The following is a 24,043-nucleotide window of genomic DNA, read 5'->3' on the forward strand; positions in this document are numbered from 1 at the left end:
TATTTCCTCCCTATCAATTTTTCGGTGAAACTGAAACGCGATGGGCCGGTACATCTAGCAGCCTTATCACAGCTTCTTTTACCATTGCTTTAACTTGTATATTATCCACTCCCTTTGCTACGACAAGAACACCACGTACTTTCGGCTTCTCTGTTCGTAAAACAACAGGAGTTTCTTTATCCCCTTCACGTATAATGACAGTCTTTTCATCAAGAGACTCGTCCTCTACTTCTCTTTTACCGCCTGTTTTATCTGTTTCACCTGTTGTTTGTGAGCGTTTCACTGTATTTTTTTCTAAAATTTTTTCTTCAGATGAATCTAAATTCACTTTAATCGTTACGTCTTTTACTCCTGCTATTTCTTCTAAAGCAGCTTTTAATTCTTGTTCATACGCTTTTTCATATTTTTCTACATTTGACATACTATCATTATTTTTTTGTCCGAAAGTTGGTACGTCTTTTTCTTGGTTTTGAGTTTTTTGTTCTTTAAATACAGGTACTTCTTCTTTTTTACTTGAAAAGAGACTACTAGAAAACATAAGCAAAATTCCAAGTATGAGTAGGACAAGTAAAAACTTAGGTGTTACCTTTTTACCCTTCTCGTTGCTTTCTTTTTGATCCCCATTCAATAAGTTTCGAAAAAATGAGAACTTCGAATTTTTATCTTTATTGTCCATTTACTCTACCTGTCCTCCCTTCCATTTGAACTTGGATTTGTTTACCCTCTAGTTGCCACCTGCTTGAAAAGAAATCTTTCATTTCCACATTCGTTTCTTCCACTTTTTTTGGAGGCTCTTTCGTATTAATTTCAATTGGCTTTACTGTTTCGATTGCATCATTTTTACTGCGTTCTTTTTCTTTCAACGTCACAACAACAGATTGAATATCTTTCGCTGACTTTACTTCTTCTGTATTTTCTGCTGCGACTATTTGTATTTCAGAGACAGTCATACCATACTTTTTCTCAAACTCTTTTCCTACTTCTTTTTTCATTTTGGTAGCCATCTCTTCTAAACTATATGCACGTGTTAGAGCTTGTATTTCTTTTTTCTTCGAATCTATTGAATTTTTTACAGATCCTTCTGCTACGTACTTTTCTTCATTAAAATTTGCAATTACTTCATTTACATCTGTCTGCAATAGTTTAAAAAGAGGCGTTAAAATTAATACAACTAACAAAAGACTTACAACAAATTTAACGTATTTTTGCAAATTCGAATTTGGAAGAATAAGATGAAGCATTGTCGCTAAGAGCAAAAAAACGATAATATTTCTAATCCACTCTGTAACAAATTGCATACTCTTCACCTCCTACCGCATCATAAGTGTAATATTCCCCGCAGCAATAATAATTGTAATACTTAAAAAGAACATAAATGATACGATAGCTAAGCAAGCAAATACGTAAATGATGCTTCGTCCAATAATGTCTAAGCATTGAATAATTGCTCCGCTGCCAACCGGTTGCAATACTGCTGCTGCGAATTTATAAATAAATGCGATACAGAAAATTTGAATCGCTGGAAAAGCAACAATTAAGCATAAAATGACGAGCCCAATAATTCCGACTGTGTTTTTCAATAATCCTGATGCGCTGATAACAGTATCTGCCGCTTCTGTAAACATCCTTCCAACTACTGGAATGAAGTTTCCTGTTACAAATTTAGCAGTTTTCACAGCTATTCCATCAGCAACGGCTGTTGCTGTTCCTTGTACAGATAATACTCCTAAAAAAATCGTTAAAAAGATACCGATAATCCCAACGCTAACATTTTGCAGAAGCTTGGACAATTTCGTCACTTTATATTGATCACTCATTGTACTTACAATACTTAATATCGTTGCCAGTAATAAAAGTGGTAGAACGATATAATTCATAAGAAGCCCACTCGTATTCATTAAGAAAATGATAACCGGATGAAAAAACGATACAGATACAACTCCCCCGCCAGTTGCTATAAGCGCCAGCAAAATTGGCAATAATGCTAATATGAAATCTACCATTGTTTGTATCGTTTCTCTTGCATATGTCATAACGACATAAAAACTATTTAAAGCAAAAATAATAAGTACCATATATACAACAGCATCAGCAATTTTACTTACGCTACTTTTTGAAAAAGCGGATTGCAGTGATTGCAACAATGCACTAAAGATTGTGAGCATAATAAGTGTGCCAAGCAGTTTTCCATTAGCTGCAAGCTCATGAAATAAATATTTTAATAACCCTATCATCCACTCTTTTAGAGAGAATTCTTTTTCTCCCTTTACAAACTCCATAAAACTCCCTTTTTGACTCTCTGGCAAATAGCCTCCATATTTTGTAACAAGCCCGTCCCAAAATTGCTTCACATCTTCAATTCCGAGCTTATCCAATTGTTGATCAACGACGTTTGTTTCTACAGGAGAAGCTTGTACAACAACCGGTAAAGAAAAGAAAAGGAAGCAAGCAAATAGCAGCTTAGCTCCAAACCTCCTCAACATTCACTCCCCCTTATCCCGTCGGTAAAAATCCGAGAATAGTTTCAATTACAACCGTCAAAATAGGAATTGCCATAACGAGAATGAGGATTTTCCCAGCAAGTTCAATTTTCGAAGCGATGGCACCTTGACCAGCATCTTTTGTAATTTGGGCTCCAAACTCAGCAATATAAGCAATTCCAATAATCTTTAGTAACGTTTCCACATAGACGTTACTAACTTTCGCTTCACTCGCTACTCTCTCAATCATTTGTAAAATAGAATGAATTTGATCAATTAAAATAAGAAACATCACGCTACCTACGAACACAATAAATAAAGATGTAATGCTAGATTTATGCTGGTTCAAAACAGCAGCTAAAAACGTAGCAACGAGGCCTAATCCGACAATTTGTATAATTTCGATTCGAACCGCCTCCTTTACTGGAAGAGAAAGACACTTTTAATCTTGTCGAATAGCGTATTAATTAAAAATGCAACATGAAATAAAATGACGACAAAACCGACAAGGATAACCCAATTTGCAATATCCTCACGCTTCAATTCTTTTAGTACAGTATGAATGAAAGCTAAAACAATGCCGATTCCGGCGATTTGAAATATTAATCCAACATCAATGGACATCGCCTTTCTCCCCCCTATAGCAGTAAAATTACAATAAGCAGCCCTGCTAGTACCCCTAAGCTCTTGATCATTTTCTCGTATTGCAGTTGTAAAGCTTTTGCTTCCTCTTCTTCTCTCTCCAAATGTGTAATACATAAGCGAATATGTTTTTGTTGTGATTCACGATCATGTTGCCCGAGCGTTTCACCAAATTGCTGCAGTATTTCATACTCGGTTTGTTGAAAAGCCGTCAACTTCCAATTCTCTTTCAAACTATCTATCCAAGCTTCCCTCACTGTTTGTTCTCCACTTTCTAGTTTTTTAGCAAAACTTTGAAAGATCCAATTTAATGGCTTTGGCATTTGTTTAACTAATCGCTCGGCAGCCTCAGATAAAGGTGTGTGTCCATACATAATTTCTGCCTCTAATGATTGAAGTGCTGATTTTAATAATCTAAGTTGCCTCGGCCTCTCACTATATCTTTTAGCGTATGAAAACCCGAAAAAGGTGCTGACCGCAACGATTAACACTGCACCGAATATTTTCACCATACGCCCTCAGCCTTTCTATTTGATAACACTGGTTTTCCATATTTATCTTTCACCTGCATAACCGTTCCTGGACCCCTCGCTTTTGATAGCTCCACAAACCTATCAAATATCCCAAGCTCCAGCACTGCCTTTAACGATGGGCGTTTCACAACATCCTCATAGGAGAATCCGTGTGCACTTATAAAAAGCTGAACACCTGCATGCACTGCCTCCATAATTGCTTCACTATCTTCTTTACGGCCAATTTCATCTACGATCAAAATATCAGGACTCATAGAACGAATCATCATCATCATTCCTTCTGCTTTTGGACATGCGTCTAACACATCGACTCGGGTACCAAAATCATATTGCGGGATCCCTTTCACACAGCCAGCAATTTCTGACCGTTCATCAACGATCCCCACTTTACAGGAAGGAATTTCCGAAGCACTTACCCCTTGACTCATGCAACGTGCTACATCTCTTAAAAGTGTCGTTTTTCCCGTTTGCGGGGGGCCAATTACCATCGTGTTTAACCACCTTTTTTCATACAAATATGCCAAAAGCGGTTCAGCAATCCCTATTTTTTGACGAGCAATACGAATATTAAAGGAAGAGACATCACGAATCATTTTCACTGCGCTTTTTTCTGTAATGACTTTTCCCGCTAACCCGATTCTATGCCCCCCGCGAAGCGTCACATACCCACGTTTTAATTCCTCTTCCATCGTATAAATTGAGAATTGACTTAACTTATTCAATAAATAAATAGCATCCTCTGCAGTAGTGATATAGTCATAAAAAAATACCTTTCCGTGTGCAATACACTCTAGCGGTCTTCCAATTCGAACACGAATTTCCTCTAAAGCATCGTATTGCTTACATTCTTCAATTAAGTACTTCATCGTTTTTGGTAAAACTTCTAATACCTCTTTCATCGGCTTCTCCCCACTATACTCGACTTACTATTTCAGTAATGCGATAAAAATACAGCAAATTCCAAGCGCTAGAAAAAAGAGCTTCAAGAAAGAAATTTCACTTGCTACACTCGCTATCCCAATTGTCATTGTTAAAATTAATACGGTAGGTCCAACAAACGCTAACATACCATTTATAAACAACGCTTTCTTCGCATCATTCACATAAAGCATAAGCAAAGCAGCAAATATCTCCGCACTACCTGAAAATAATCGAAGTGCTCCCATAACAAGCACGGATGTTTCCATTGCCGCTAGCCACTGTTTCATTCTTCCACCTTCTCCCGTAACAGTTACTAACTTCGTATTCTAAAAAAGAATATATTTGTACAACCATATGCAGAGGTTGTCTATTTCAGAAGTAAAAACATAATTTTTCTCTAAAGATCGCATGCTAATCTGAATATTCATATTATTTTATGGTATATTATGGTACATTTAGTTTAAAAGGGGTATAAACCATGCAGCACGTTACTTTATTACCACTAGATTTACGCTATACAAATGTGATTTTCGAGCTATCAAGTGATCCACATATAAAAAATGCATTGGGGATAACGGTAGAAAACATCGAAAACACGAAAAAATTTCTTCTTTTCGCAATAGAAGAAGAGCGCCAAAAGAAATCCTTATCGAGAATGGTTGTGAATGAAGAGAATGAAATAATTGGCCTTACCACACTTAAACATATTAATAATGAGAAGAAACAATCTCACATTGGTAGTTGGCTCGGCTATCCGTACTGGGGAAAAGGCTATAACGAGGCTGCAAAAAAAGAAATCTTTAAAATCGCCTTTTTAGACTTACAACTTTCCTGCGTATTTGCTGGTGCTAAGACGAATAATATCCGCTCATTAAAAGCACAAGAAAAACTACCTTATATTTCATTGCACGTGGAAAACAAGTTTCCAGATGAACACGCCGCAATAGAAAAAGAAGTAAGGTCGCCTTGCTCTCTGCATGTCGTGTCACGTGAAAATTTTTTAAACTGGTTGGAATTACAGAGTGAGGAGGAAAAACATGAAGGCATTGAAAATTAGTTTAACCGTTGTAGTAGAATTAGCTCTTATTTATCTTTTTTCATTATTTGTCGGTTGGTCATTTATAGAGACCTTTTTCCTCGGTAGCTTAGGGATATTCGGTACAATTTGGCTCATTGCTTTAAATGTAAACCAAAATGCCAACATTGATCACACTATATATAAAACAGGTGAAGTAAAACCTTTTCATATGACATGGAGCCCTTACACAGTAGGTGCTGCTAGTCTTACAGCTTTCAGTTTTATAATAACAGCTATTTACTATCTACCCTATTTCCTATAAAAAAAAGCACTCGTGATAATCACGAGTGCTTTTCTACTATGCACGAGAAACGTATTTACCTTCACCAGTGTTGATGATAAGCATTTCGCCTTCGTTAATGAAGATTGGTACTTGTACAACAAGACCAGTTTCTAATGTAGCTGGTTTTGTTACGTTAGAAGCAGTATCACCTTTAATACCAGGCTCTGTTTCTGTAACTTGTAATTCAACTGTATTTGGAAGCTCAACACCAAGTACTTCGCCTTGGTAAGTCATAATTGCTACTTCCATGTTTTCTTTTAGGAATTTAAGCTCGCGCTCGATTTGGTTTTCACCAAGCTCGATTTGCTCATAAGTTCCGTTATCCATAAATACGTGAGCCTCACCGCTTGCGTATAAGTATTGCATACGACGGTTTTCGATGTGTGCTTTTTCTACTTTCTCACCTGCACGGAATGTTTTCTCTTGAACAGATCCTGTGCGAAGGTTACGTAGTTTAGAACGAACGAATGCAGCACCTTTACCTGGCTTTACGTGTTGGAAATCAAGTACTTGCCAAAGGGCATTGTCCACTGAAATTGTTAAACCTGTACGAAAATCGTTTACTGAAATCATGTAAAAAAATCCTCCTGTGTATTACAAAATAATAAGTTCTTTTGGTGATTTCGTAATTACTTCATTACCTTCACTTGTCACAATGATATCATCTTCAATACGTACGCCGCCAATACCTGGAATATAAATACCTGGTTCTACTGTTACAGCCATACCTGGTTCAAGTACTGTATCAGAACGGAACGCTAAACCTGGTGCTTCATGGATTTCAAGACCGATTCCATGACCAGTGGAGTGTCCAAAGTATTCACCATATCCTTTTTCCGTTATGTAATCACGCGTTAGCGCATCAGCCTCGCGACCTGTTAAACCAGCTTTAATACCGTTCACACCACGTAGTTGTGCTTCTAAAACGATATTATAAATTTCTTTTAATTTATCAGATAGTTCACCGACTGCAATCGTACGAGTAATATCAGAGCAATATCCTTTGTAATAAGCGCCGAAGTCTAATGTAACGAAATCTCCTGTTTCTATCACTTTTTCAGATGCCACGCCGTGCGGTAATGCCGAACGAAGACCTGAAGCAACGATAATATCAAACGAAGAAGATGTTGCTCCTTGTTTTCTCATGGAAAATTCAAGTTCATTTGACACTTCAATTTCAGATACTCCCGGGCGAATGAATGATAGAATATGCTCAAAGGCAGCATCTGCAATCTGTGCAGCTTCCTTTAATATCTTAATCTCTGAATCAGTCTTTATCAAGCGTAACTTTTCTACAAGTCCAGAAGTCGGGATAAATTCAGCATCAATCGCTTCCTTATGCGCTGAATAAGAACTATATGTAAGAATATCTTGCTCAAAACCAAGCTTTTGAATTCCAAGCTCTTTCACTTGCTTTGCCACTTCATCAATGATTAATCCTGCGTGCTGTACAATCTCATATCCAACCGCTTGTTTACTTGCCTGCTCGACGTAACGGAAATCTGTAATAAATTGAGCACGATCTTTTGAAATAAGAACAACGCCTGCTGTTCCTGTGAAGTTAGCCATATATCTACGACTATGTTCATTTGTTAACAAAATACCGTCAATGCCAGCCTCATCAAACGCACTTCGTAATCTTTCAATTTTCTCCATTACTTTATGCCTCCCTCAATTTCTCCATTAATGCAAATAACGCTAACTTATAGCCATAAAAACCAAATCCAACAATTTGTCCTGCACAAACAGCTGCCGTCACAGATTCGTGACGGAACGATTCACGCTGATGAATGTTAGAAATATGTACTTCAATAACAGGAATCGAAATGCTCGCAATGGCATCACGAATCGCATAGCTATAATGCGTAAATGCTCCCGGGTTTAAAATGATCCCTTCATATATATCTTCCGCTTCATGAATAATGTCGATAATGGCACCTTCATGATTCGATTGGAAACATTCTAACTCCACTCCCATTGTTTCTGCTTCTTGCTTCATATCTGCTTCAAGTGTCGCTAGCGTGCCCTTTCCATATACATTTACCTCACGAACACCGAGGCGATTTAGGTTAGGACCGTTTACGAGGAGTAACTTTTTCATATTCTTAAAACTCCTTAATATTAAATATCTATACACTATTTTAACATAGGAGTTACTTATTTGAATAGTTCGTCTTCTCTTGCCCTTCTTGTTCTGCTTTATTGCTATTTACTGCATAAGAAACAGAATATGCTATAAACACACCATACAATATAAAAATACATATTGTCGTTACAATTGTCTCTTTTGGTAAATGAAGCGCACTTTTAATAACAGGGGCCATTAAACCCATCCCCAAAAACAGTAATACCCACCAAAATAGCCCATAAATAATTCCCGCAATAATCCCTTCAAACTTTGCAAAAAATGCTTTATATAAAAAGGAAATCAAAATTGAAAGAAGTCCCATACACACTATTCCGGACACATTGCCCCATACACCCTCTTTCCAACTTCCAAACGCAAATGGTAAAAGGAAATAATTCGGTCCCGCCTCCGTGAATGAAAATATATGAAGGAAATACCATATCCCGCCCCAAAAGATTCCACCAAACAAACCGATCTGCACAAAATTCCTTGTTCCTAATTGTTCTTGACTCACATCGACACCTCCGCTCAATAGTATGCCCGAAACTATTTTGAAGCATGTTTAAATCCTGCGAAATTTGTCTATAAAAAGAATAAGAAATGTCCGACTCTCATAACATTTTCCCTTGTCATCTACTTGTATTTGCCGATAAAATAAAGGAAACTCGGTGATTGTCTTATTTCAAAACGACAGAACCCAGTATGACAATTGCCTCTTTTTCTACATAAGAGAGAAACAAATACAGGTTGGTGTTAACATGGCAGAAGAGTCAAAACAAATATATGGCGGGCAAGCGGTCATAGAAGGAGTTATGTTTGGCGGTAGAGAATATACTGTTACAGCGGTTCGTCGTAAAGATAAATCGATTGAATTTTATCGATTACCACGCGTTCGCAATAAAGTATTATCTATCCTAAAAAAAATTCCATTTTTACGAGGGATTGCCGCTATTGTGGATGCAAGTGCGAATGGAGCAAAGCATTTAAACTTCGCTTCTGAACGATTTGACGTCCACCCAGAAGATGATGAACAAATTGCAAATAAAAAAGAAGAACAATCAAAATTAACGATGGTATTAGGAGTTGCAGCCGTTGGCGTTTTATCTTTCATATTCGGTAAAGTCATTTTCACAGCAGTTCCTGCACTATTAGCTGAATTAACAAGACCGATTTTCCCATCCCATACTGGGCAAATCATTGTCGAAAGTGTCATTAAGCTCATGCTATTATTGAGCTATATATACTTTATTTCTTTAACCCCACTTATTAAGCGGGTATTTCAGTATCACGGTGCAGAGCATAAGGTAATCAATGCTTACGAGAATGACCTTCCTCTGACTGTAGAAAACGTTCAAAAGCAAACTCGTCTCCATTATAGATGCGGCAGTAGCTTTATTATATTTACAGTCATTATTGGAATGTTCGTTTATTTCCTAGTCCCTACAGATCCTCTTTGGGCACGAGTTATAAACAGAATTTTATTAATTCCAGTTGTACTTGGTATTTCTTTTGAAGTATTGCAATTTACAAATCGATTACGAGATATTCCCGTATTACGCGTACTTGGATATCCTGGATTATGGCTACAACTATTAACAACGAAAGAACCAACAGATGATCAAGTGGAAGTAGCAATTGCATCGTTTGAAGAATTATTACGTTTAGAGAACAAACAATAATTATTTAAAAATGGTGTTCAACTCCTTTCCTCATCGTTAATATACTAATTTTAATATACGTTTTTAGGAGGTGTCCCTTATGAACGGTCGTTCGTTTACTTTCGCTATATTTGTGCTTATTATCGGATTGGCAATATTCGGCCTTGTTTCATCTGTTATTACAAATCCCATGGGTGTATTAAGAAATATCGGGTACATGTTACTTGTTGTCGGTATCTTTTACTTGCTATACAAGATGTTTACAAATTCCAGTGGTTCTGCAAATTCGCAAAGCTCATATAAGCGTGCGGCAAAACAATCGAACCGCAAACATGGGAAACAAAATGTAGCACCCCTAGGCAATTCTTTCTTTAAGTCAAATACTTCTAATGACAAAAGTAAAAAAGGGAATTCTTCCACTTTGAAACGAAAAAGAAAACAGTCTCATTTAACTGTCATTGAAGGCAAAAAAAGCAAAAAGAAAGACCGTGCTTCCTTTTAGGAAGTACGGTCTTTTTTTATACTTTGAAGCACTTCTTTTAAACTTTTCTCTCTCATACTTTCAATTCGAAGATGATGATTTTCAAATGGTAAATTCCGTGTCACATCATTAGGTACCACAACGCACGTTAATCCCGCTGCAATTGCTGCTCTCAATCCATTTAATGAATCTTCAAATACAATAGCTTCAGACGGCTTAATTCCTAATTCTTCTATTGCAACTCGATAAAGAGCTGGATCTGGTTTTACCTTCTCAACATCTTCTCTCGTTTTAATGACTTCAAAATAATCTCGAATCTGTAGCTCTTCTAAAAAATGAATAACCCATTCTCTAGACGAACTAGAAGCTAGTGCGATTTTTAATCCCATTTCTTTCGCTTCTTCTAAATATTCTTTTACCCCGTCACGAGCTTCTGGTATTTTCATTTTCTCTTTATGTAAAGTTGCCACTTTTTCTTTTAATGCACTTTTGTTAAACTTCTCTTTTAATTGATCATTTAAATATGCATAAAGTACCTCATCTGTTGTTCCAATGCATTTCGCAAATTCCTCTAAAGGTAGTTCTCCACCGTATTCACGAACAGCATCTCTGAAAGAGTGAAACCATATCGTTTCTGTGTCCACAATTAATCCATCAAAATCAAAAATAATTGCTTTCATAATTCTCCCATCCTTTTCGAATTGAAATAAAAAAGGAAACGCCATACGTTCCCCTTAATTACTTTTCTCTTCATTTGCTCTTTGAACACCGCGAAGTGTTTCCACTCGGACTGCATCTTGTTCAAAGTATTGCACTAAATCACCAATGCGATCAATCGCTTCCCAACTTAAATGATGTTCAATTCCTTCTACATCATTGTAAATCTTACCTTCATCCACACCGATAATACGCATAAATTGCTCTAGCAAGTCATGACGATATACGAGACGTTCTCCGATTTTTTTACCTTTTGTTGTTAATACAAGCCCTCTATATTTTTCATAAATTAGATATTCATCTTTGTCTAATTTTTGCACCATTTTTGTTACAGAGGATGGATGTACACTAAGCGCTTCAGCAATATCAGATACGCGGGCATAACCCTTTTCATCAATCAACAAATAAATTTGTTCAATATAATCTTCCATACTAGGGGTAGGCATCGGTTTCCTCCATCCAAGTTCATTTTGCTTATTCCGTACGAAGCAATCAATAAAATGATACACCAGAAAGAATAACGTGACAAGGTGGAAACGAGCCTAAATATATAAAACAAAAAAGAATCTGTATTTGCATACAGACTCCTCTTAAGTAAAGTATTGTATTTCTGCATTAGGAAAAAACTCATTTATATACACTCTTATCGTTTCTTCCAACACTGCTGCATCATCTTTTTTATATACATATTTTCCGATGCCATATCGTCCCCATTTATACTTCCGCTTCTCTTCATCCATTTCAAGTTTCGTATTTGGATAACGCTCTTGAATAACCTTTTTCGCTGGTTTCGTAAAACGATGCTGAATTAATTCAAACGTTAAATTTGGTATCGTCATATCTTTCAGCGCATTGTACAGTCGCTCAAATAGTTCACGGTATCCTTCTTCCCATCCTTCATGCATATAAAGTGGCGCAACTATAAAACCAAGTGGATAACCTGCACCTGCTACTTTACGTGCCGCCTTTATTCGCTCCTCAAACGGCGATGTCCCTGGTTCAAAATTTTTAATTACATATCGTGAATTTATACTAAATCGAAAACGAGTTTTCCCATTATGCTTTGCATCTAATAAATGATCAACGTGCGAATATTTCGTGACGAAACGTAAGCACCCATATTCACTTTCTCCAATGAATTCAATCGCCCGCTTTAATGCATGTGTTAAATGATCAATTCCAACAATGTCTGATGTACACGCTGCTTCAAATCTTGTTATTTCAGGTGCCCTTTCATCCATATATTGCTTTGCCTTCTCAAATATTTCATCAAGATTGACATACACACGAACGTAAGGCTTACTCCCAAGTGTCGTTTGCAAATAGCAATAATGACAATGTCCCATACACCCTGTTGCGAGCGGAATTGCATATTCAGCTGACGGTTTTGACGTATCAAACTTTAGCGTCTTCCTCACTCCAACGACAAGTATAGCCTTTGCATTACGATACTTTTGCAAATCATTTTCTCCTGGCAAATTTCTAATTTGATTATGTGATGTCGTTTCACGAATTTCTAATCCCATCTTCGTAAACTTCTCATAAAGCTCTTTTCCAAGTGGATATTCAAGTGCCTTTGGTTCAAAGTAAACGAGTTTTGGCATAAATGGTTTCATACGCTTCCCTCCTCTCGTTAGTATGGGAAGCATTGAAAAATTAACACTCATTAAAGTTTTCCACTTCAGTAACTTGCGTTGCAAGTTACTGAATGTTATAATTTGGATAACATCTACCTTGCAATGCAAGTTACCTAAAATAAAAGGTGGTAAAATCATGCACAGCCAAATGTTAAAAGGTGTGCTCGAAGGTTGCATCCTATACATCATTTCACAAGAAGAAGTGTACGGATATGAACTGAGCACAAAATTAAATAAACACGGCTTTACATTCGTAAGCGAAGGGAGCATATATCCGTTATTGTTACGTATGCAAAAAGAAAAATTGATTGAAGGAACATTAAAAGCTTCCTCACTCGGTCCAAAGCGAAAATATTATCACGTAACCACTAAAGGATTAGAACAACTTGAAGAATTTAAACAAAGCTGGGGAATGGTTTCTACTACGGTAAATAACTTATTACAGGGGGAGTGATAGGAATGAATGCACAAGACATGATTGAATTGAATAATAAAAAACGTGAGCTTCTAACTTCCGAAAACGAAGCTGCTTATGGCGATATGTTAGTATATCTTCGAATATCAAACGTACCTGAGCAACAAATGGAGGAACTGTTACTAGAAATATTAGATCACCTCATCGAAGCACAAACAGAAAATAAAAGCGCTTATGACATTTTCGGTAGTAATTTACAATCTTATTGCGATGAACTTATATCAGCTTTACCATCCCAAACAAAATTAGAAAAAACTTCTTCAATCGGTTTTGTTGTTAGCTTGCTTCTTGCTATACAGTTTGGAATCGATGCAATTGTTTCGTTTTTTATTTCAACCTTTGGAAATACTGCGGAACAATTAACCCCAGTTTTTAGTATCCCTGGAACTACTTTTTCTGTTTCACTAATTATTCTAGGAATACTGCTTATTTTATATTTATTAAAGCGTTACTCCTTTAATCAAAAAATAAATTGGAAAAGAAGAATTCTATTTGGATTCGCGTTCGCTACCCCATTTTGCGCATCTGTATTTTTACATGTTTATTTTAAAAAGCAACCTTATCTCATTTATCATCTAACCTTTTGGCAAAATGCTTTAATTGCTATCTTATTTTTATTTTATATAAATTACTATATAAAAAATCAAATTTTTAACAGCCCTTCAAAAGGCTGTTTTTTCTTCTGTCTAATTTTACAAATTGAAAAATTTCATAAAGAAAATAAGAAAAATGCAAAATAATTAAAGTTAATTGTTGACGTGATGCTTTTATTATCGGTATCATAAATCTTCGTGAGCAATTATTTTTCGTTATACGATTTTTTTATTATTACTGAATTTTTGAGAGGAGAAATTAGATGTCAGTTAAGAAGAAAACGCAAGTACGCACCGGCAAAATGGTACGTGAACTAATGTTAGCAGACGAAGATGTAAATGCTTCGCTAATTATGGTATATAGTGAAAACGGTGTAAACGCAGAAATTAAAATCGAGGGCTTAACGCCGAAATGTAACGAAGAATTATTTTTGAGCGGAAACGTGGATTGGAACAAGAGTGTTATTTATAAAATTGTTGATTTCACTGGAAACGCTGAAGTTGGTAAAGTTACATTAACAGCGATGAACAAAAACAATGTTTCTCTAGAAATTGAACGCGTTATGTGGAGTAAAGAAAATAAAGACGCTGCCGAGCAAGAAGAAACACAGGTAGAAGCAGCGCCGAAAAAAGAAGTAGTTGTAGAAGCTCCAAAAGCAATTACACCCGCTCCTAAGCCTGTTACGCGTGTGGAAACACCTGCTATGGCACCTAAGCCTACTCCGGTACCGACACCGAAGCCAGTAAGTGTAGAAGTGGCTGTAGAACTAACTACTCCAGCACCTGTGAAAAAAGTAGTCCCTACTCCAGTTACAAAGCAAGAAACAGCACCGGTTGCCCCTGCAAAACCGAAGCAGCCTGCTTTGACTGAAACAAATTCAAAACTACAAGAAAATTATGTTAAACTCGTGAAAAAGACAATTGAAGTTTGTCAAGATTACGAGCTTGGCATCGACATAGATGATTCTATTGAAAGCTTAAAAGAAGAACTACAAAGCCAAGGTATTAGCGTTACATTTGACAAAGAAATTATGGACGTTGTAAGTCGCCTTCGTTCTTTACAAGATAAAGGAATCAAAGTAGAAAAAGTACTTAATTTACTATAAAAAAATAAGAGGTGGCAATTGCCATCTCTTATTTTTTATAATTCCACTCATTACTTTCATACTTTTCTTTCGCTAACGTTTGAACTTCATGTAACTGTTCTTCTGTTAATTCATATGGAACAAGTTCTACATCCAATCCTTTTTCAAAGCCAACTTCAAAAGCTTTAATTAACTGTTCTATCGTAAATGTACGGTCTGTTAATTCATTAATTGCTACCGCTTTAGAAGAAAACATACTTTTCATACGTTCCTTCACACGTTCATTTGGGAATAAAAATAGATCATATAGTTCATCTAAATCAATTTCTAATGGAATCGATCCATGCTGTAAAATAACACCTTTTTGACGTGTTTGAGCACTACCAGCAATTTTTCTTCCTTCCACTACAATTTCATACCAAGATGGTGCATCAAAACATACGCCTGAACGTGGATTTTTTAAATTTTCACGATCTGCTTCTGTTTTTGGAACTGCATAATATGCTTCTAGCCCTAATGCCTTAAAACCATCTAATAAGCCTTGCGAAATAACACGATACGCTTCTGTAACTGTTTTCGGCATATTCGGATGATCTTCAGACACAATAACACTATACGTTAACTCTTTGTCATGTAGTACACCCCTGCCGCCTGTTTGACGACGAACGAATCCATATTTCTTTTCGTTAACTACATCCATATTAATATCTTTTTCAACACGTTGAAAATATCCAACTGTTAATGTTGGTACTTCCCATTCATAAAAACGAATTGTTGGTGGCATTTTCTTTTCACTTTGCCAATTTAATAAACATTCATCTAACGCCATATTAAATGCCGGTGAACATTGACCAGAGTTAATATAACACCATTTTTCTTTTCCCATCCTGCACCTCATATAACCAAGTATTTTTCACATTCTCTAGTCTACCAAATTCGACAAAATTTGTGAAAGAATACGAAATTTCTTCTTATATGCAAATGAATCTGTTGCATAAATACATATGGGCATTATAATATTGAAAGTAGGATAAGAAAAAAGGGAGCGATAGAATCGTGTCAACAACTTGGATTATTTTATTAGCCGTAATCGTAGCATTCATCGGCTACACTGTATGGATGTACTTCTATCAGAAAAAATTAATTAAAACTCTTACAGAAGAAGAATTTCGCGCTGGCTACCGTAAAGCACAGCTTATCGATATTCGTGAAACAGATGAATATAACGCAGGGCACATTTTAGGTGCACGTAACATTCCGTTATCACAAATTCGCCTTCGCCATAAAGAACTTCGTCAAGATCAACCTGTTTACTTGTACTGCCAAAGCGGCTTCCGTACAGGTCGTGCAGCGCAATACTTAAAAAAACAAGGCTACAAAGATTTCTACCAATTACAAGGTGGATTTAAATCTTGGACAGGCAAAATTAAAAAGAAATAATAACATACAAAAAACTAGCTGAATAAATCAGCTAGTTTTTTCATTTCATCTTATTCGCAATGTATAATAAATTTTGCTTAATCGTGTCTTTATCGCTCTCTTCTACATTCCGATACAATAGCTGATATTCAATTCCTTTCTCTTTCCATATAAGCGTAGCAAATTCGTCACCACGTTCATAATCATCTTTATTTTTAAAATAAGCAGACGTTCCATTATTCAGTTTCATTTGTTCTTGAAATCGCTTCTCTTCCACAAGATCCGGAAAACTATAGGGAAAGTTCGCGACATTTAACTCAATATACTCATTTCTACCTGACTCCTTCTGTTTATATTTAATCGTTAAGACAGTGTTCTTTTTCCCAAGCGTTCTTACTTCCCCCTTCACATCACTTGTAATGTCGTACGGTAAAAACGTTGGAACTTTAAACTTCACCGGAAAATATTTTGGAAGTTCCTTTAGCGGAATAGGATCCGTAACACGATTCATGGCTCCTCCTGTTGTTCCCACAAAGTGTTTTTCTTCTTGCATCGTTTGCTGAAACGAACACGAACTAAGCATGAAACTAGAAAACACGAAACAAATGATTCTTTTTTTCAATTTGTTTCCGCCCTTTCATACCGCTCTCTTAACGAACGAAGCGTTGATATTCTCTTCATATTCGCTTTGTCACCAAACTCCACCTTTGAAAACTTTCCACGTTATTCTCACACATTTTGACAACACTTTTTGCAAACAAAAAAGACCCCTATCATTCTTACGCCCAAGTGAAAAGGTTACGCGAATAAAAAGAAGTCTTATTAATACCATAGTTTGTGAAAAGCTTTTCAGGTCAAGATTTTTTCTTTCTTATTATTTTCCCTTTATAATAAGGGAAAGAGGTGATACATATGGCCAATATAAAACAAATTGCTAAAACTGCTGGTGTATCGATATCAACTGTTTCTCGTGTCCTGAATAATCACCCTTACGTAAAAGAAGAAAAGCGTAAGCGTGTTCTAGATGCTGTTGAAGAATTAAACTACGCAAAAAATATAAATGCTGTCCATTTAATAAGAGGGAAAACATATACAATTGGCGTTATGCTTCCTTTCATTAACCTCCCCTACTTCAGTACGATTATTGAAGGAATCGGAAACGAAGCGTTAGCTGCCGGATATCACATTAATTTATGTCAAACGAATTACGATAGCATTGAAGAAATTCGTGTTCTTGAAATGATGAAAATGAAACAATTTGATGGGATGATTATTTGCTCCCGAACGAGCTCTTGGGAACAAATCGAACCTTTTGCAAAATTTGCCCCTATTATTTCATGTGAAAAAATGAAGCATCCCCTCATTTCATCCATCTACGTAGATCATTATGAAGGTTTCCGTCTCGGTACTGCCTATTTACTAAGTAGAGGCCATGAAAAAATCGGAATTTGTTTAGCAAGAAAAACAAGTGTAAATTCCATGGAGCGTGAAAAAGCGTTCGCCGATACACTTCGTAACGAAGGGAAAACGTTGCATCCTGAATGGATTTTCCACCAATGCTATACAATGCAGGACGGAGCACAAATACTCCATCGTATTTTAAATATGAAAAATCGTCCAACTGCTATTTTCACAGCGAATGACCAAGTAGCTGCCGGTTTACTAACAGAAGCAAAAAAACATGGTATACGTGTCCCTGAAGATCTCGCCATTTTAGGATTCGATAACCATGAGATTTCAAAAGCATTAGAAATTTCAACTATTGAACATCCTGGTCTCACGATGGGATCGCGAGCTTTTACCTTGTTCCATAAACAAATACAGGCCGAACAATTAGCTGGGAACTCAGAAGAGCTTCCATTCCATTTAATTGAGCGGAAAACAGTCTGAAAAGGAGCGTTACCTAATGCGCTCTTTTTCAGTTCTTCACCTATTGACATTATATTTTTCATCTCATATAATGAACCTAACGAACGGTAGGTAGGGGATGAAAATGACAGCAAACCGCATTAAAGCTGTAGCACTTTCTCATTTCGCACGCTACGGCTATGAAGGAACTTCATTGGCAAATATTGCTCAAGAAGTTGGGATTAAAAAACCATCGATTTACGCACACTTTAAAGGAAAAGAAGAGCTATATTTCATATGCTTAGAATCTGCTCTTCAAAAAGATTTGCAGAGCTTCACAGGCGATATCGAAAGCTTTTCCAATTCGTCCACTGAAGAATTGCTTTTAAAATTATTAAAAGGCTATGCAAAACGATTTGGTGAAAGTGAAGAATCAATGTTTTGGTTACGAACTTCTTATTTTCCGCCTGATGCATTTCGCGAACAAATTATTAATAAAGCAAATGTACACATTGAAAACGTCGGAAAACTTTTATTCCCTGTATTTAAAAGAGCAAGCGAACAAGATGAGCTGCATAACATTGAAGTAAAAGACGCCTTAGAGGCTTTTCTATGCTTACTCGACGGTCTTATGGTTGAACTATTATACGCAGGTTTAAATCGTTTTGAGACACGTTTAGACGCTTCTTGGAAAGTATTTTGGCGCGGACTTTCAAACTGACGGATTGCTCCTTTGCAATGCGTCGTTTTTAAGCCCTTTACCTAACGACTGGTAGGAAGGAGAAATGACATATGGCATGGATTTATGTAATCATCGCTGGTATTATTGAAATCTTTTGGGTGATTGGACTAAAAAAAGCGGAGGCACCACTTGAGTGGGCTGGTGTTGCTCTATTAATTACAATTAGTTTCGTCTTATTATTTAGAGCTTATAAAGATTTACCTGTCGGCACTGTATACGCAGTCTTCACAGGAATCGGAGCTGGTGGAATCGTTCTTACAGAGATTTTCATCTTCGGAGAACCTTTCTCTATTGTAAAAGTTTTATTAATCGGTTTAATCTTCTTCGGAGTAATTGGTCTAAAACGAGTAACAGAAGAAAAAGAAACGAAGGAGGCTGCATAAAATGGCTTGGGTATTTTTAATTCTGGCTGGTATTTGTGAAATTATTGGTGTACTCTTTATGAAAGTAGCCACTGAAAAGAAAGGCTGGGCACCAAAAGTTATTTTAATCGCTAACTTCGGCGTAAGCTTCTTCTTCTTATCTCTTGCGATGAACACGTTACCGATGGGAACTGCTTACGCGATTTGGACTGGAATCGGAACTGCTGGAAGTGCACTTCTAGGCATTCTCATTTTTCGAGAATCAGCGGATTGGCGTCGTCTTGCTTTCTTAAGCTGCATTTTATGCGGCGCTGTTGGCTTAAAACTATTAAGCTAACGTGAGGTGAATGTCATGTGGAAAGAAAAAGGAAAGAAAATATTAGCATGGATCACACTTGGTATCGTAATTCTATTACAAATAAGTTTTCATATAATAGAATCATTGTTTCATAAAGTATTATCCATTCTCACATTCCTTCCTAACATGACACTTGAAATTATATCGATTGTTTGGTCCATTATCGCCTCCATTGCAATTGTCATTATATGGAGTATCGCCAAACTATGGAATAAGTTATTTAAAAAGGACAGTTCTTCTAAAAAAGAGTAACTGTCCTTTTTTTATTCATTCAGATTTTCTATAAAAGTTAGATGCAATAAGACAAAGTAGACCACCTATGACAATACTTATGCAAATCCCTTTATGCAAATTAGGAAACGGTGATGGTATGTCTGAATAAAAATTCGCTAATATGAGACCGATTGAAACAAAAAGTACCCCTATTCTATATAACCATTTTCTTTTGTTCATCATTCTCCCCTCCTAAAATTTTTCATACACTCCTTTCTTTTGGACATACTACCTAAAAAAGGAGTGAATAATATGCAAAATTCTATACATAAGCAAATCCTATTTTTATTTTTCCTATTTCTTATTCTCATCATCGTTTTCAGCTTTATATTACATACTCCGAAAGATGTACCAAATAGCGTTTCTTTTTATAAACTACTGCTCTCGTATTGTCGTTATTGAAGCAGGTGCCTTTTTTAAGGCACCTTCTAAAATTCTCTTTTTTCATATACTTTTACTGCAACGAAGATAGATGCTATGAACATGCATATTGAACCAATGAATAACAAGCTGTTATATAGCTGAATTTGTTCTAGGTTGATTCCAAAGAAAATAGTAGAAACAGCCATAGGTGCTATTAGTATAAAAATCGCAATAAAAATAGTTTTCTTATACCCTAGCCAAAAGGATAGTGGTAAAACCAAACTTAAATACACTAAAATAAAGCTAATACTAGCAACCATTGTCGTTTCAATAAATTCAAATAAGTTAACCCCACTCTTCATTCCCATCGTGAAACAACCGACCGTTACACTTATAAAAAGAATAATAATTGCTACTATATATTTCGCATACACAATTTGTTTTCTCAATATTGGGAAACTATTCACTATGACTTCACTCTCATTTTTACTATCTGCTTCAAATGTTTTTACTGTTGCCCCAATTGTAATAATTACTGACATAATTATGAACAGATTTTCCGTATCTGTTAAGGCCATATAAAAGAAAACAGGATACAGTATGTACCAAATTAAAAATTTCCATTGAATGATGAAATCTTTTAAAATTAGTTGCTTGACCATGTATTCCCCCCCCCTAATATGAAAATATCCCTTCTATAACTCTGCCTCTTGAAACATTTTCATTGAGAGAAACATTGATATGACTATACTTACTAACACTCCAGTACCAAGAACACCCATTGCTAGTGTAGCCTCTTGAGAGTGGAGTACTTTTAGCATAATTGTTTTATCACCAAAAATATTGCACATAAGGCCAATCATACCTGTTAAAGGCAAAATCATAATAACATTCAAAACAGAAGTAGCTTTATATCCTCCAATGTAATTAGCAGGTATCGTTACAACACAATAGATTAAAGTTGCTACTATTGCTGAACATACTGCATATCCAGGCATAACTATATCTCTGTTCAATAGAATATTTCCTAATATTATGACTATAAAAGTTGTACTCAAACCAGCCATAATAAATAATGAACTTGAAATATATTTAGCTATAACTATCTCTTTTCTCGTTATAGGCAGACTCACTAATATTTTTTCTGTTTTACTTTTCTCTTCATAATAAAAAGAAATATATATAATCGTACTACATGTTATAAATAACCCTATTGCAATCCCCATCGGTTGGACTGGATTCCTAAAAACAGAGAAAATAGGTATTAAAAAATATAAAGGAAACATCTTCTTCTGCAAGAAACACTCCTTCAAAATCAATTGCTGCATATAAATTCTCCTCTCTATAAATCACGCGTTTCATAAATTTTAATTGTAAGAAACATAGAAGCGATATAAATACTAACTAATGTAATGAATCCAACTATAAATACACCAAGATGTAATGGATTCACAATCCAATCAATGAATGATGCCGTAGCGCTTTCTCCGTCACCAATAAACATTCCAACAATAACACCTATTCCAGCGGCTCCACCTGTAAATATTCCACGTACTATTTTTGATTTTGTCCCATAATAACTCGGGAATAATGCTGTAATATAAACTAAAGAATATACAGCACCTCTGACTACTACATACCAAGGAATTTCAATATACAAATTGGGATGATAAGCTCCAATATCACCAATGACAGCGATACCTCTTATAAGAAAAACAACTAGCATAGTAGAAATCATGCCACCTACAATGAATATTACACCCGAAATATATCTAGCAATAATGATATCCTTTCGTCCAACAGGTAAACTATTTATAATAACATCACTTTTATTTTTTTCATCCATCGCTATTAGTATCATAGAAGATGATATCGTTATGAGTAAGCAACTCATCGGAAATAACAATTCACCATCTGGCTCTAATCCAAAGAAAACAAGGGGCATAATAAAATAGACTAACCACGTAACCCGAAAAAAGAACAAATCTTTATAGATGAGCTGACGCATAAGCACCTCTCCCTTTCGCAGTGTAAACGATGATATCGTCTAATGTAGGCTTTTCTATTACAACCTCATTTCCAAACCAATCGATAATTGCTTGTTTATCCTTCGCTAAACCTTCGAAACCAAATTTATTTTTTCGTAATCCAACAAATAATTCTTTTCCTTCTCGATCTAATAAATCATTGCTTCCCTTTACGATTACGTAGTTCTCCATTAATTCATCTTTTTCACCAGTAAATATAATTTCTCCATCGTTGATAAACGTAATATAATCTGCAATACGTTCTAAATCCGTTGTAATGTGGGTTGAGAATAATACAGATACTTCATCTTCCATTACAATTTCTTGCAACATATCAAGTAATTCACTTCGAACAACTGGATCTAATCCTGCTGTTGGTTCATCCATAATAATGAACTCAGCATGATGTGAAAGTGCGATGGCAATCGCAAACTTCATTTTCATCCCTTTAGATAGCTCTTTAATTTTTTTATACTTTGGAACTTGCAATCTGTGCATATACGATTGGTATTGATTTTCGTCCCACTTTTTATATAACGGTGCAATAATACGTTTCATTTGTTCACACGTTAAATCTTCGTAATAATGATTTTCATCATATACAAAACCAATGTTTTGTTTTATGTCCTTTTCGGCTTTCTTATTGTCTTTGCCAAAAATTTTTATATCGCCGCTATCTTTTCTAATTAAATTCATAATCATTTTGATCGTTGTACTTTTCCCAGCACCATTTGGTCCGACAAACCCCATAATATATCCTCGTGGTAATGCAAAACTTATATTTTTCACTGCGAAATCTTCATAACTTTTACAAACATTTTTTAGCTCTAACATCTCTTATTCCCCCTTATATAAACACGCAATCATCTGCTGCAATTCTTCAAGTGAAAGTTGCAACACTTTACTTTCTTTTACGATTTCTTCAGCCTTACTTTCAAATAGACGTAGCCGCTGTTCTTTTAATAGTTCATTATTTTTACGTGAAACATAAGTCCCTTTCCCAGCAACAGTTTCTATATATCCTTCTTTTTCAAGCTCCTCGTACGCACGCTTCGTTGTAATTACACTAATTTGCAATTCCTTCGCTAAGCTACGAATAGACGGTAATTGGTCTCCACCCTTTAAACCACCATTTAAAATAAGCTGGCTTAATTGTTTTCTTATTTGCACATAAATAGGGTCTTGGGAAGAATTCGAAATAATAATATTCATGTTTTCCTCCAGTGTGTGTATATACTGTATATACCTTATATACACAGTATATACACATCATCCTATTTTTGGCAAGAAAAAAAGACCAACATTTTCCTGTTGGTCTTTCGTATATGTATCACTTTTCAAAGCGATCTAACATCTCGTCTCTCATTCCGAAACTTACTACTGCAATTCCTATATACATAAACAGAAGGAATGCCGGATGAACTGTGTTGTACCAGCTGCTGTCAACGATTAAGTAAATCGTTAATGCCACAACAAGAACAAACGCTAAGATAAACATATAAAAGTGTCTTGTACTACCCATGATAAACTCCTCTCTTCTCACTTCACCATTCAACAGTTTATTTTATCGAATAATTCGATATGACTCAAGGTTAACTTTCTGTTATGTAATCAAGTTCCACCTTTACAATGTCCTCACATGCTATTGAAATGATTGTTCCTTGTTTATCAATCGCCGTCACTTCTCTATTATCCATTACACGATTTGCTACTCTTTCTAACACTTTTCCTTGGTCTCGATAGCAAAATTCTTTTACATCTTTAATTGTTTCTCCATTTTCTAAATGGTATACCATTCTATAACATCGATATCCCACACTTTCACCCCCGTCTTGCTCGTTTTTTCACATATACATAAAAATGAGTAATTTTTGCCTCATCACATCTTCTTAATTTCAATAAAATTCTAACAAAAATAAATACTTTTATCAAACCGACTT

The 24,043-nt window shown here is 35.7% G+C and carries 37 protein-coding genes and 1 pseudogene; 13 read left to right on the top strand and 25 right to left on the bottom strand.

Annotated features, from left to right (window positions below):
• Positions 1–13: 13 nt before the first annotated feature.
• The 8 genes from spoIIIAG to JFU02_RS12300 are packed head-to-tail and all read right to left on the bottom strand — an operon-like array spanning position 14 to position 4,863.
• Positions 14–676, bottom strand: a complete 663-nt coding sequence (spoIIIAG, locus tag JFU02_RS12265) for a stage III sporulation protein AG (protein WP_000368887.1) — start codon at positions 674–676, stop codon at positions 14–16.
• A complete protein-coding gene (gene spoIIIAF / locus JFU02_RS12270; RefSeq protein WP_001161037.1) occupies positions 666–1,298 on the bottom strand; it encodes a stage III sporulation protein AF in 633 nt (210 codons plus the stop codon). Before spoIIIAF ends, spoIIIAG begins: the two co-directional genes overlap by 11 nt.
• A gap of 12 nt (positions 1,299–1,310) precedes the next feature.
• Positions 1,311–2,483: a stage III sporulation protein AE gene (gene spoIIIAE / locus JFU02_RS12275; RefSeq protein ID WP_000946111.1), complete on the bottom strand. Its 1,173-nt coding sequence runs from the start codon at positions 2,481–2,483 to the stop codon at positions 1,311–1,313.
• Between the two features lie 10 nt (positions 2,484–2,493).
• Positions 2,494–2,877 (bottom strand): stage III sporulation protein AD, encoded by a 384-nt coding sequence (gene spoIIIAD, locus JFU02_RS12280; protein WP_077393170.1) that lies wholly within the window; start codon positions 2,875–2,877, stop codon positions 2,494–2,496.
• Positions 2,878–2,900: 23 nt separating this feature from the next.
• Positions 2,901–3,104, bottom strand: a complete 204-nt coding sequence (gene spoIIIAC / locus JFU02_RS12285) for a stage III sporulation protein AC (protein ID WP_000020914.1) — start codon at positions 3,102–3,104, stop codon at positions 2,901–2,903.
• A 14-nt stretch (positions 3,105–3,118) separates the two neighbouring features.
• Positions 3,119–3,634 (bottom strand): stage III sporulation protein SpoIIIAB, encoded by a 516-nt coding sequence (gene spoIIIAB, locus JFU02_RS12290; RefSeq protein WP_000238702.1) that lies wholly within the window; start codon positions 3,632–3,634, stop codon positions 3,119–3,121.
• On the bottom strand, positions 3,628–4,554 hold the full coding sequence (gene spoIIIAA / locus JFU02_RS12295) for a stage III sporulation protein AA (protein WP_000665904.1): 927 nt from the start codon (positions 4,552–4,554) through the stop codon (positions 3,628–3,630). Before spoIIIAA ends, spoIIIAB begins: the two co-directional genes overlap by 7 nt.
• A 27-nt stretch (positions 4,555–4,581) precedes the next feature.
• Positions 4,582–4,863 (bottom strand): YqhV family protein, encoded by a 282-nt coding sequence (locus JFU02_RS12300; RefSeq protein WP_000816050.1) that lies wholly within the window; start codon positions 4,861–4,863, stop codon positions 4,582–4,584.
• A 191-nt stretch (positions 4,864–5,054) separates the two neighbouring features.
• Between JFU02_RS12300 and JFU02_RS12305 the strand changes: the two genes are divergently transcribed.
• Both JFU02_RS12305 and JFU02_RS12310 read left to right on the top strand, forming a co-directional pair.
• The gene (locus JFU02_RS12305; protein WP_001165001.1) at positions 5,055–5,633 is read left to right on the top strand and encodes a GNAT family N-acetyltransferase; all 579 of its coding nucleotides are present in this window, start codon (positions 5,055–5,057) and stop codon (positions 5,631–5,633) included.
• Positions 5,614–5,916, top strand: a complete 303-nt coding sequence (locus JFU02_RS12310) for a hypothetical protein (RefSeq protein WP_201071099.1) — start codon at positions 5,614–5,616, stop codon at positions 5,914–5,916. Before JFU02_RS12305 ends, JFU02_RS12310 begins: the two co-directional genes overlap by 20 nt.
• 36 nt (positions 5,917–5,952) lie before the next feature.
• On the opposite strand, the gene efp is transcribed toward JFU02_RS12310, so the two are convergent.
• From efp to JFU02_RS12330, 4 genes are read right to left on the bottom strand one after another with little or no spacing between them, the layout of a single operon-like run.
• A complete protein-coding gene (efp, locus tag JFU02_RS12315; RefSeq protein WP_000626517.1) occupies positions 5,953–6,510 on the bottom strand; it encodes an elongation factor P in 558 nt (185 codons plus the stop codon).
• 21 nt (positions 6,511–6,531) lie between these two features.
• Entirely contained in the window at positions 6,532–7,593 is a 1,062-nt protein-coding gene (pepQ, locus tag JFU02_RS12320; protein ID WP_201071102.1) for a Xaa-Pro dipeptidase, read from the bottom strand.
• A gap of 4 nt (positions 7,594–7,597) precedes the next feature.
• Complete coding sequence (gene aroQ, locus JFU02_RS12325; RefSeq protein ID WP_000735140.1) at positions 7,598–8,038, bottom strand: type II 3-dehydroquinate dehydratase; 441 nt, start codon at positions 8,036–8,038, stop codon at positions 7,598–7,600.
• A 52-nt stretch (positions 8,039–8,090) separates the two neighbouring features.
• On the bottom strand, positions 8,091–8,579 hold the full coding sequence (locus tag JFU02_RS12330) for a YqhR family membrane protein (RefSeq protein ID WP_000076887.1): 489 nt from the start codon (positions 8,577–8,579) through the stop codon (positions 8,091–8,093).
• A 244-nt stretch (positions 8,580–8,823) separates the two neighbouring features.
• Here JFU02_RS12330 and JFU02_RS12335 point away from each other — a divergent pair, with 244 nt between their 5' ends.
• Both JFU02_RS12335 and JFU02_RS12340 read left to right on the top strand, forming a co-directional pair.
• Positions 8,824–9,744 (top strand): DUF1385 domain-containing protein, encoded by a 921-nt coding sequence (locus tag JFU02_RS12335; protein ID WP_000807119.1) that lies wholly within the window; start codon positions 8,824–8,826, stop codon positions 9,742–9,744.
• A 79-nt stretch (positions 9,745–9,823) separates the two neighbouring features.
• Positions 9,824–10,225, top strand: coding sequence for an SA1362 family protein (locus JFU02_RS12340; protein WP_001014463.1), 402 nt, complete (start codon positions 9,824–9,826; stop codon positions 10,223–10,225).
• Here JFU02_RS12340 and JFU02_RS12345 read toward each other — a convergent pair.
• From JFU02_RS12345 to splB, 3 genes are all read right to left on the bottom strand, one after another.
• On the bottom strand, positions 10,222–10,884 hold the full coding sequence (locus JFU02_RS12345; protein ID WP_061666430.1) for an HAD family hydrolase: 663 nt from the start codon (positions 10,882–10,884) through the stop codon (positions 10,222–10,224). The genes JFU02_RS12340 and JFU02_RS12345 overlap by 4 nt on opposite strands.
• Before the next feature lie 54 nt (positions 10,885–10,938).
• Positions 10,939–11,367 carry a transcriptional regulator MntR gene (gene mntR, locus JFU02_RS12350; RefSeq protein ID WP_001143082.1) on the bottom strand — a complete coding sequence of 143 codons (429 nt, stop codon included), beginning with the start codon at positions 11,365–11,367 and terminating at the stop codon, positions 10,939–10,941.
• A 144-nt stretch (positions 11,368–11,511) separates the two neighbouring features.
• On the bottom strand, positions 11,512–12,537 hold the full coding sequence (gene splB / locus JFU02_RS12355) for a spore photoproduct lyase (RefSeq protein ID WP_201071105.1): 1,026 nt from the start codon (positions 12,535–12,537) through the stop codon (positions 11,512–11,514).
• Positions 12,538–12,694: 157 nt separating this feature from the next.
• Between splB and JFU02_RS12360 the strand changes: the two genes are divergently transcribed.
• The 3 genes and pseudogenes from JFU02_RS12360 to JFU02_RS12370 all read left to right on the top strand — a co-directional run bounded on the left by JFU02_RS12360 (position 12,695) and on the right by JFU02_RS12370 (position 14,732).
• Positions 12,695–13,012, top strand: a complete 318-nt coding sequence (locus JFU02_RS12360; protein ID WP_061666298.1) for a PadR family transcriptional regulator — start codon at positions 12,695–12,697, stop codon at positions 13,010–13,012.
• Positions 13,013–13,017: 5 nt separating this feature from the next.
• A pseudogene (locus tag JFU02_RS12365) lies at positions 13,018–13,688 on the top strand (DUF1129 domain-containing protein).
• Between the two features lie 201 nt (positions 13,689–13,889).
• Positions 13,890–14,732 (top strand): hypothetical protein, encoded by an 843-nt coding sequence (locus JFU02_RS12370; RefSeq protein ID WP_000111892.1) that lies wholly within the window; start codon positions 13,890–13,892, stop codon positions 14,730–14,732.
• 28 nt (positions 14,733–14,760) lie between these two features.
• Here JFU02_RS12370 and JFU02_RS12375 read toward each other — a convergent pair whose 3' ends face one another.
• Positions 14,761–15,597, bottom strand: coding sequence for a lipoate--protein ligase family protein (locus JFU02_RS12375; RefSeq protein ID WP_000514081.1), 837 nt, complete (start codon positions 15,595–15,597; stop codon positions 14,761–14,763).
• A gap of 170 nt (positions 15,598–15,767) precedes the next feature.
• Between JFU02_RS12375 and JFU02_RS12380 the strand changes: the two genes are divergently transcribed.
• Complete coding sequence (locus tag JFU02_RS12380) at positions 15,768–16,151, top strand: rhodanese-like domain-containing protein (protein ID WP_000108654.1); 384 nt, start codon at positions 15,768–15,770, stop codon at positions 16,149–16,151.
• Between the two features lie 40 nt (positions 16,152–16,191).
• Here JFU02_RS12380 and JFU02_RS12385 read toward each other — a convergent pair whose 3' ends face one another.
• Positions 16,192–16,728: a DNA polymerase III subunit delta gene (locus JFU02_RS12385; RefSeq protein ID WP_201072147.1), complete on the bottom strand. Its 537-nt coding sequence runs from the start codon at positions 16,726–16,728 to the stop codon at positions 16,192–16,194.
• 314 nt (positions 16,729–17,042) lie between these two features.
• On the opposite strand from JFU02_RS12385, the gene JFU02_RS12390 reads away from it, so the two are divergent.
• From JFU02_RS12390 to JFU02_RS12410, 5 genes are all read left to right on the top strand, one after another.
• A complete protein-coding gene (locus JFU02_RS12390; RefSeq protein ID WP_201071108.1) occupies positions 17,043–18,020 on the top strand; it encodes a LacI family DNA-binding transcriptional regulator in 978 nt (325 codons plus the stop codon).
• Between the two features lie 97 nt (positions 18,021–18,117).
• Positions 18,118–18,699, top strand: a complete 582-nt coding sequence (locus JFU02_RS12395; protein WP_002005730.1) for a TetR/AcrR family transcriptional regulator — start codon at positions 18,118–18,120, stop codon at positions 18,697–18,699.
• 71 nt (positions 18,700–18,770) lie between these two features.
• Entirely contained in the window at positions 18,771–19,103 is a 333-nt protein-coding gene (locus JFU02_RS12400; RefSeq protein WP_000312340.1) for a DMT family transporter, read from the top strand.
• Position 19,104: 1 nt separating this feature from the next.
• Entirely contained in the window at positions 19,105–19,419 is a 315-nt protein-coding gene (locus JFU02_RS12405; RefSeq protein ID WP_000312623.1) for a DMT family transporter, read from the top strand.
• Positions 19,420–19,434: 15 nt separating this feature from the next.
• Entirely contained in the window at positions 19,435–19,692 is a 258-nt protein-coding gene (locus tag JFU02_RS12410) for a DUF3975 family protein (RefSeq protein ID WP_000265369.1), read from the top strand.
• Between the two features lie 15 nt (positions 19,693–19,707).
• Here JFU02_RS12410 and JFU02_RS12415 read toward each other — a convergent pair whose 3' ends face one another.
• The 8 genes from JFU02_RS12415 to JFU02_RS12450 all read right to left on the bottom strand — a co-directional run bounded on the left by JFU02_RS12415 (position 19,708) and on the right by JFU02_RS12450 (position 23,899).
• Positions 19,708–19,893: a hypothetical protein gene (locus JFU02_RS12415; protein WP_001042452.1), complete on the bottom strand. Its 186-nt coding sequence runs from the start codon at positions 19,891–19,893 to the stop codon at positions 19,708–19,710.
• 248 nt (positions 19,894–20,141) lie between these two features.
• Positions 20,142–20,738, bottom strand: a complete 597-nt coding sequence (locus JFU02_RS12420) for an ABC-2 transporter permease (protein ID WP_000240633.1) — start codon at positions 20,736–20,738, stop codon at positions 20,142–20,144.
• A 33-nt stretch (positions 20,739–20,771) separates the two neighbouring features.
• Positions 20,772–21,404: an ABC-2 transporter permease gene (locus JFU02_RS12425; protein ID WP_097888894.1), complete on the bottom strand. Its 633-nt coding sequence runs from the start codon at positions 21,402–21,404 to the stop codon at positions 20,772–20,774.
• A gap of 14 nt (positions 21,405–21,418) precedes the next feature.
• Positions 21,419–22,084 (bottom strand): ABC-2 transporter permease, encoded by a 666-nt coding sequence (locus JFU02_RS12430; RefSeq protein ID WP_001249442.1) that lies wholly within the window; start codon positions 22,082–22,084, stop codon positions 21,419–21,421.
• Complete coding sequence (locus JFU02_RS12435) at positions 22,065–22,937, bottom strand: ABC transporter ATP-binding protein (protein WP_000891285.1); 873 nt, start codon at positions 22,935–22,937, stop codon at positions 22,065–22,067. Before JFU02_RS12435 ends, JFU02_RS12430 begins: the two co-directional genes overlap by 20 nt.
• Before the next feature lie 3 nt (positions 22,938–22,940).
• The gene (locus tag JFU02_RS12440; protein ID WP_001021348.1) at positions 22,941–23,315 is read right to left on the bottom strand and encodes a GntR family transcriptional regulator; all 375 of its coding nucleotides are present in this window, start codon (positions 23,313–23,315) and stop codon (positions 22,941–22,943) included.
• A 118-nt stretch (positions 23,316–23,433) separates the two neighbouring features.
• Positions 23,434–23,625, bottom strand: a complete 192-nt coding sequence (locus tag JFU02_RS12445; RefSeq protein WP_000535933.1) for a hypothetical protein — start codon at positions 23,623–23,625, stop codon at positions 23,434–23,436.
• 70 nt (positions 23,626–23,695) lie between these two features.
• Positions 23,696–23,899, bottom strand: a complete 204-nt coding sequence (locus tag JFU02_RS12450) for a DUF3929 family protein (RefSeq protein ID WP_000262496.1) — start codon at positions 23,897–23,899, stop codon at positions 23,696–23,698.
• Positions 23,900–24,043 lie beyond the last annotated feature (144 nt).

The sequence above is a fragment of the Bacillus sp. TH13 genome, assembly GCF_016651175.1.
Classification (GTDB): domain Bacteria; phylum Bacillota; class Bacilli; order Bacillales; family Bacillaceae_G; genus Bacillus_A; species Bacillus_A thuringiensis_S.

Bases quoted from the DNA above. Each gene is read 5' to 3' on its own strand.
- spoIIIAG (WP_000368887.1), bottom strand. From the start codon at position 676: ATGGACAATAAAGATAAAAATTCGAAGTTCTCATTTTTTCGAAACTTA.
- spoIIIAF (WP_001161037.1), bottom strand. From the start codon at position 1,298: ATGCAATTTGTTACAGAGTGGATTAGAAATATTATCGTTTTTTTGCTC.
- spoIIIAE (WP_000946111.1), bottom strand. From the start codon at position 2,483: ATGTTGAGGAGGTTTGGAGCTAAGCTGCTATTTGCTTGCTTCCTTTTC.
- spoIIIAC (WP_000020914.1), bottom strand. From the start codon at position 3,104: ATGTCCATTGATGTTGGATTAATATTTCAAATCGCCGGAATCGGCATT.
- spoIIIAB (WP_000238702.1), bottom strand. From the start codon at position 3,634: ATGGTGAAAATATTCGGTGCAGTGTTAATCGTTGCGGTCAGCACCTTT.
- spoIIIAA (WP_000665904.1), bottom strand. From the start codon at position 4,554: ATGAAAGAGGTATTAGAAGTTTTACCAAAAACGATGAAGTACTTAATT.
- JFU02_RS12300 (WP_000816050.1), bottom strand. From the start codon at position 4,863: ATGAAACAGTGGCTAGCGGCAATGGAAACATCCGTGCTTGTTATGGGA.
- JFU02_RS12305 (WP_001165001.1), top strand. From the start codon at position 5,055: ATGCAGCACGTTACTTTATTACCACTAGATTTACGCTATACAAATGTG.
- JFU02_RS12310 (WP_201071099.1), top strand. From the start codon at position 5,614: ATGAAGGCATTGAAAATTAGTTTAACCGTTGTAGTAGAATTAGCTCTT.
- efp (WP_000626517.1), bottom strand. From the start codon at position 6,510: ATGATTTCAGTAAACGATTTTCGTACAGGTTTAACAATTTCAGTGGAC.
- pepQ (WP_201071102.1), bottom strand. From the start codon at position 7,593: ATGGAGAAAATTGAAAGATTACGAAGTGCGTTTGATGAGGCTGGCATT.
- aroQ (WP_000735140.1), bottom strand. From the start codon at position 8,038: ATGAAAAAGTTACTCCTCGTAAACGGTCCTAACCTAAATCGCCTCGGT.
- JFU02_RS12335 (WP_000807119.1), top strand. From the start codon at position 8,824: ATGGCAGAAGAGTCAAAACAAATATATGGCGGGCAAGCGGTCATAGAA.
- JFU02_RS12340 (WP_001014463.1), top strand. From the start codon at position 9,824: ATGAACGGTCGTTCGTTTACTTTCGCTATATTTGTGCTTATTATCGGA.
- JFU02_RS12345 (WP_061666430.1), bottom strand. From the start codon at position 10,884: ATGAAAGCAATTATTTTTGATTTTGATGGATTAATTGTGGACACAGAA.
- mntR (WP_001143082.1), bottom strand. From the start codon at position 11,367: ATGCCTACCCCTAGTATGGAAGATTATATTGAACAAATTTATTTGTTG.
- splB (WP_201071105.1), bottom strand. From the start codon at position 12,537: ATGAAACCATTTATGCCAAAACTCGTTTACTTTGAACCAAAGGCACTT.
- JFU02_RS12360 (WP_061666298.1), top strand. From the start codon at position 12,695: ATGCACAGCCAAATGTTAAAAGGTGTGCTCGAAGGTTGCATCCTATAC.
- JFU02_RS12370 (WP_000111892.1), top strand. From the start codon at position 13,890: ATGTCAGTTAAGAAGAAAACGCAAGTACGCACCGGCAAAATGGTACGT.
- JFU02_RS12375 (WP_000514081.1), bottom strand. From the start codon at position 15,597: ATGGGAAAAGAAAAATGGTGTTATATTAACTCTGGTCAATGTTCACCG.
- JFU02_RS12390 (WP_201071108.1), top strand. From the start codon at position 17,043: ATGGCCAATATAAAACAAATTGCTAAAACTGCTGGTGTATCGATATCA.
- JFU02_RS12395 (WP_002005730.1), top strand. From the start codon at position 18,118: ATGAAAATGACAGCAAACCGCATTAAAGCTGTAGCACTTTCTCATTTC.
- JFU02_RS12400 (WP_000312340.1), top strand. From the start codon at position 18,771: ATGGCATGGATTTATGTAATCATCGCTGGTATTATTGAAATCTTTTGG.
- JFU02_RS12405 (WP_000312623.1), top strand. From the start codon at position 19,105: ATGGCTTGGGTATTTTTAATTCTGGCTGGTATTTGTGAAATTATTGGT.
- JFU02_RS12410 (WP_000265369.1), top strand. From the start codon at position 19,435: ATGTGGAAAGAAAAAGGAAAGAAAATATTAGCATGGATCACACTTGGT.
- JFU02_RS12415 (WP_001042452.1), bottom strand. From the start codon at position 19,893: ATGAACAAAAGAAAATGGTTATATAGAATAGGGGTACTTTTTGTTTCA.
- JFU02_RS12420 (WP_000240633.1), bottom strand. From the start codon at position 20,738: ATGGTCAAGCAACTAATTTTAAAAGATTTCATCATTCAATGGAAATTT.
- JFU02_RS12425 (WP_097888894.1), bottom strand. From the start codon at position 21,404: ATGCAGCAATTGATTTTGAAGGAGTGTTTCTTGCAGAAGAAGATGTTT.
- JFU02_RS12430 (WP_001249442.1), bottom strand. From the start codon at position 22,084: ATGCGTCAGCTCATCTATAAAGATTTGTTCTTTTTTCGGGTTACGTGG.
- JFU02_RS12435 (WP_000891285.1), bottom strand. From the start codon at position 22,937: ATGTTAGAGCTAAAAAATGTTTGTAAAAGTTATGAAGATTTCGCAGTG.
- JFU02_RS12440 (WP_001021348.1), bottom strand. From the start codon at position 23,315: ATGAATATTATTATTTCGAATTCTTCCCAAGACCCTATTTATGTGCAA.
- JFU02_RS12445 (WP_000535933.1), bottom strand. From the start codon at position 23,625: ATGGGTAGTACAAGACACTTTTATATGTTTATCTTAGCGTTTGTTCTT.
- JFU02_RS12450 (WP_000262496.1), bottom strand. From the start codon at position 23,899: ATGGTATACCATTTAGAAAATGGAGAAACAATTAAAGATGTAAAAGAA.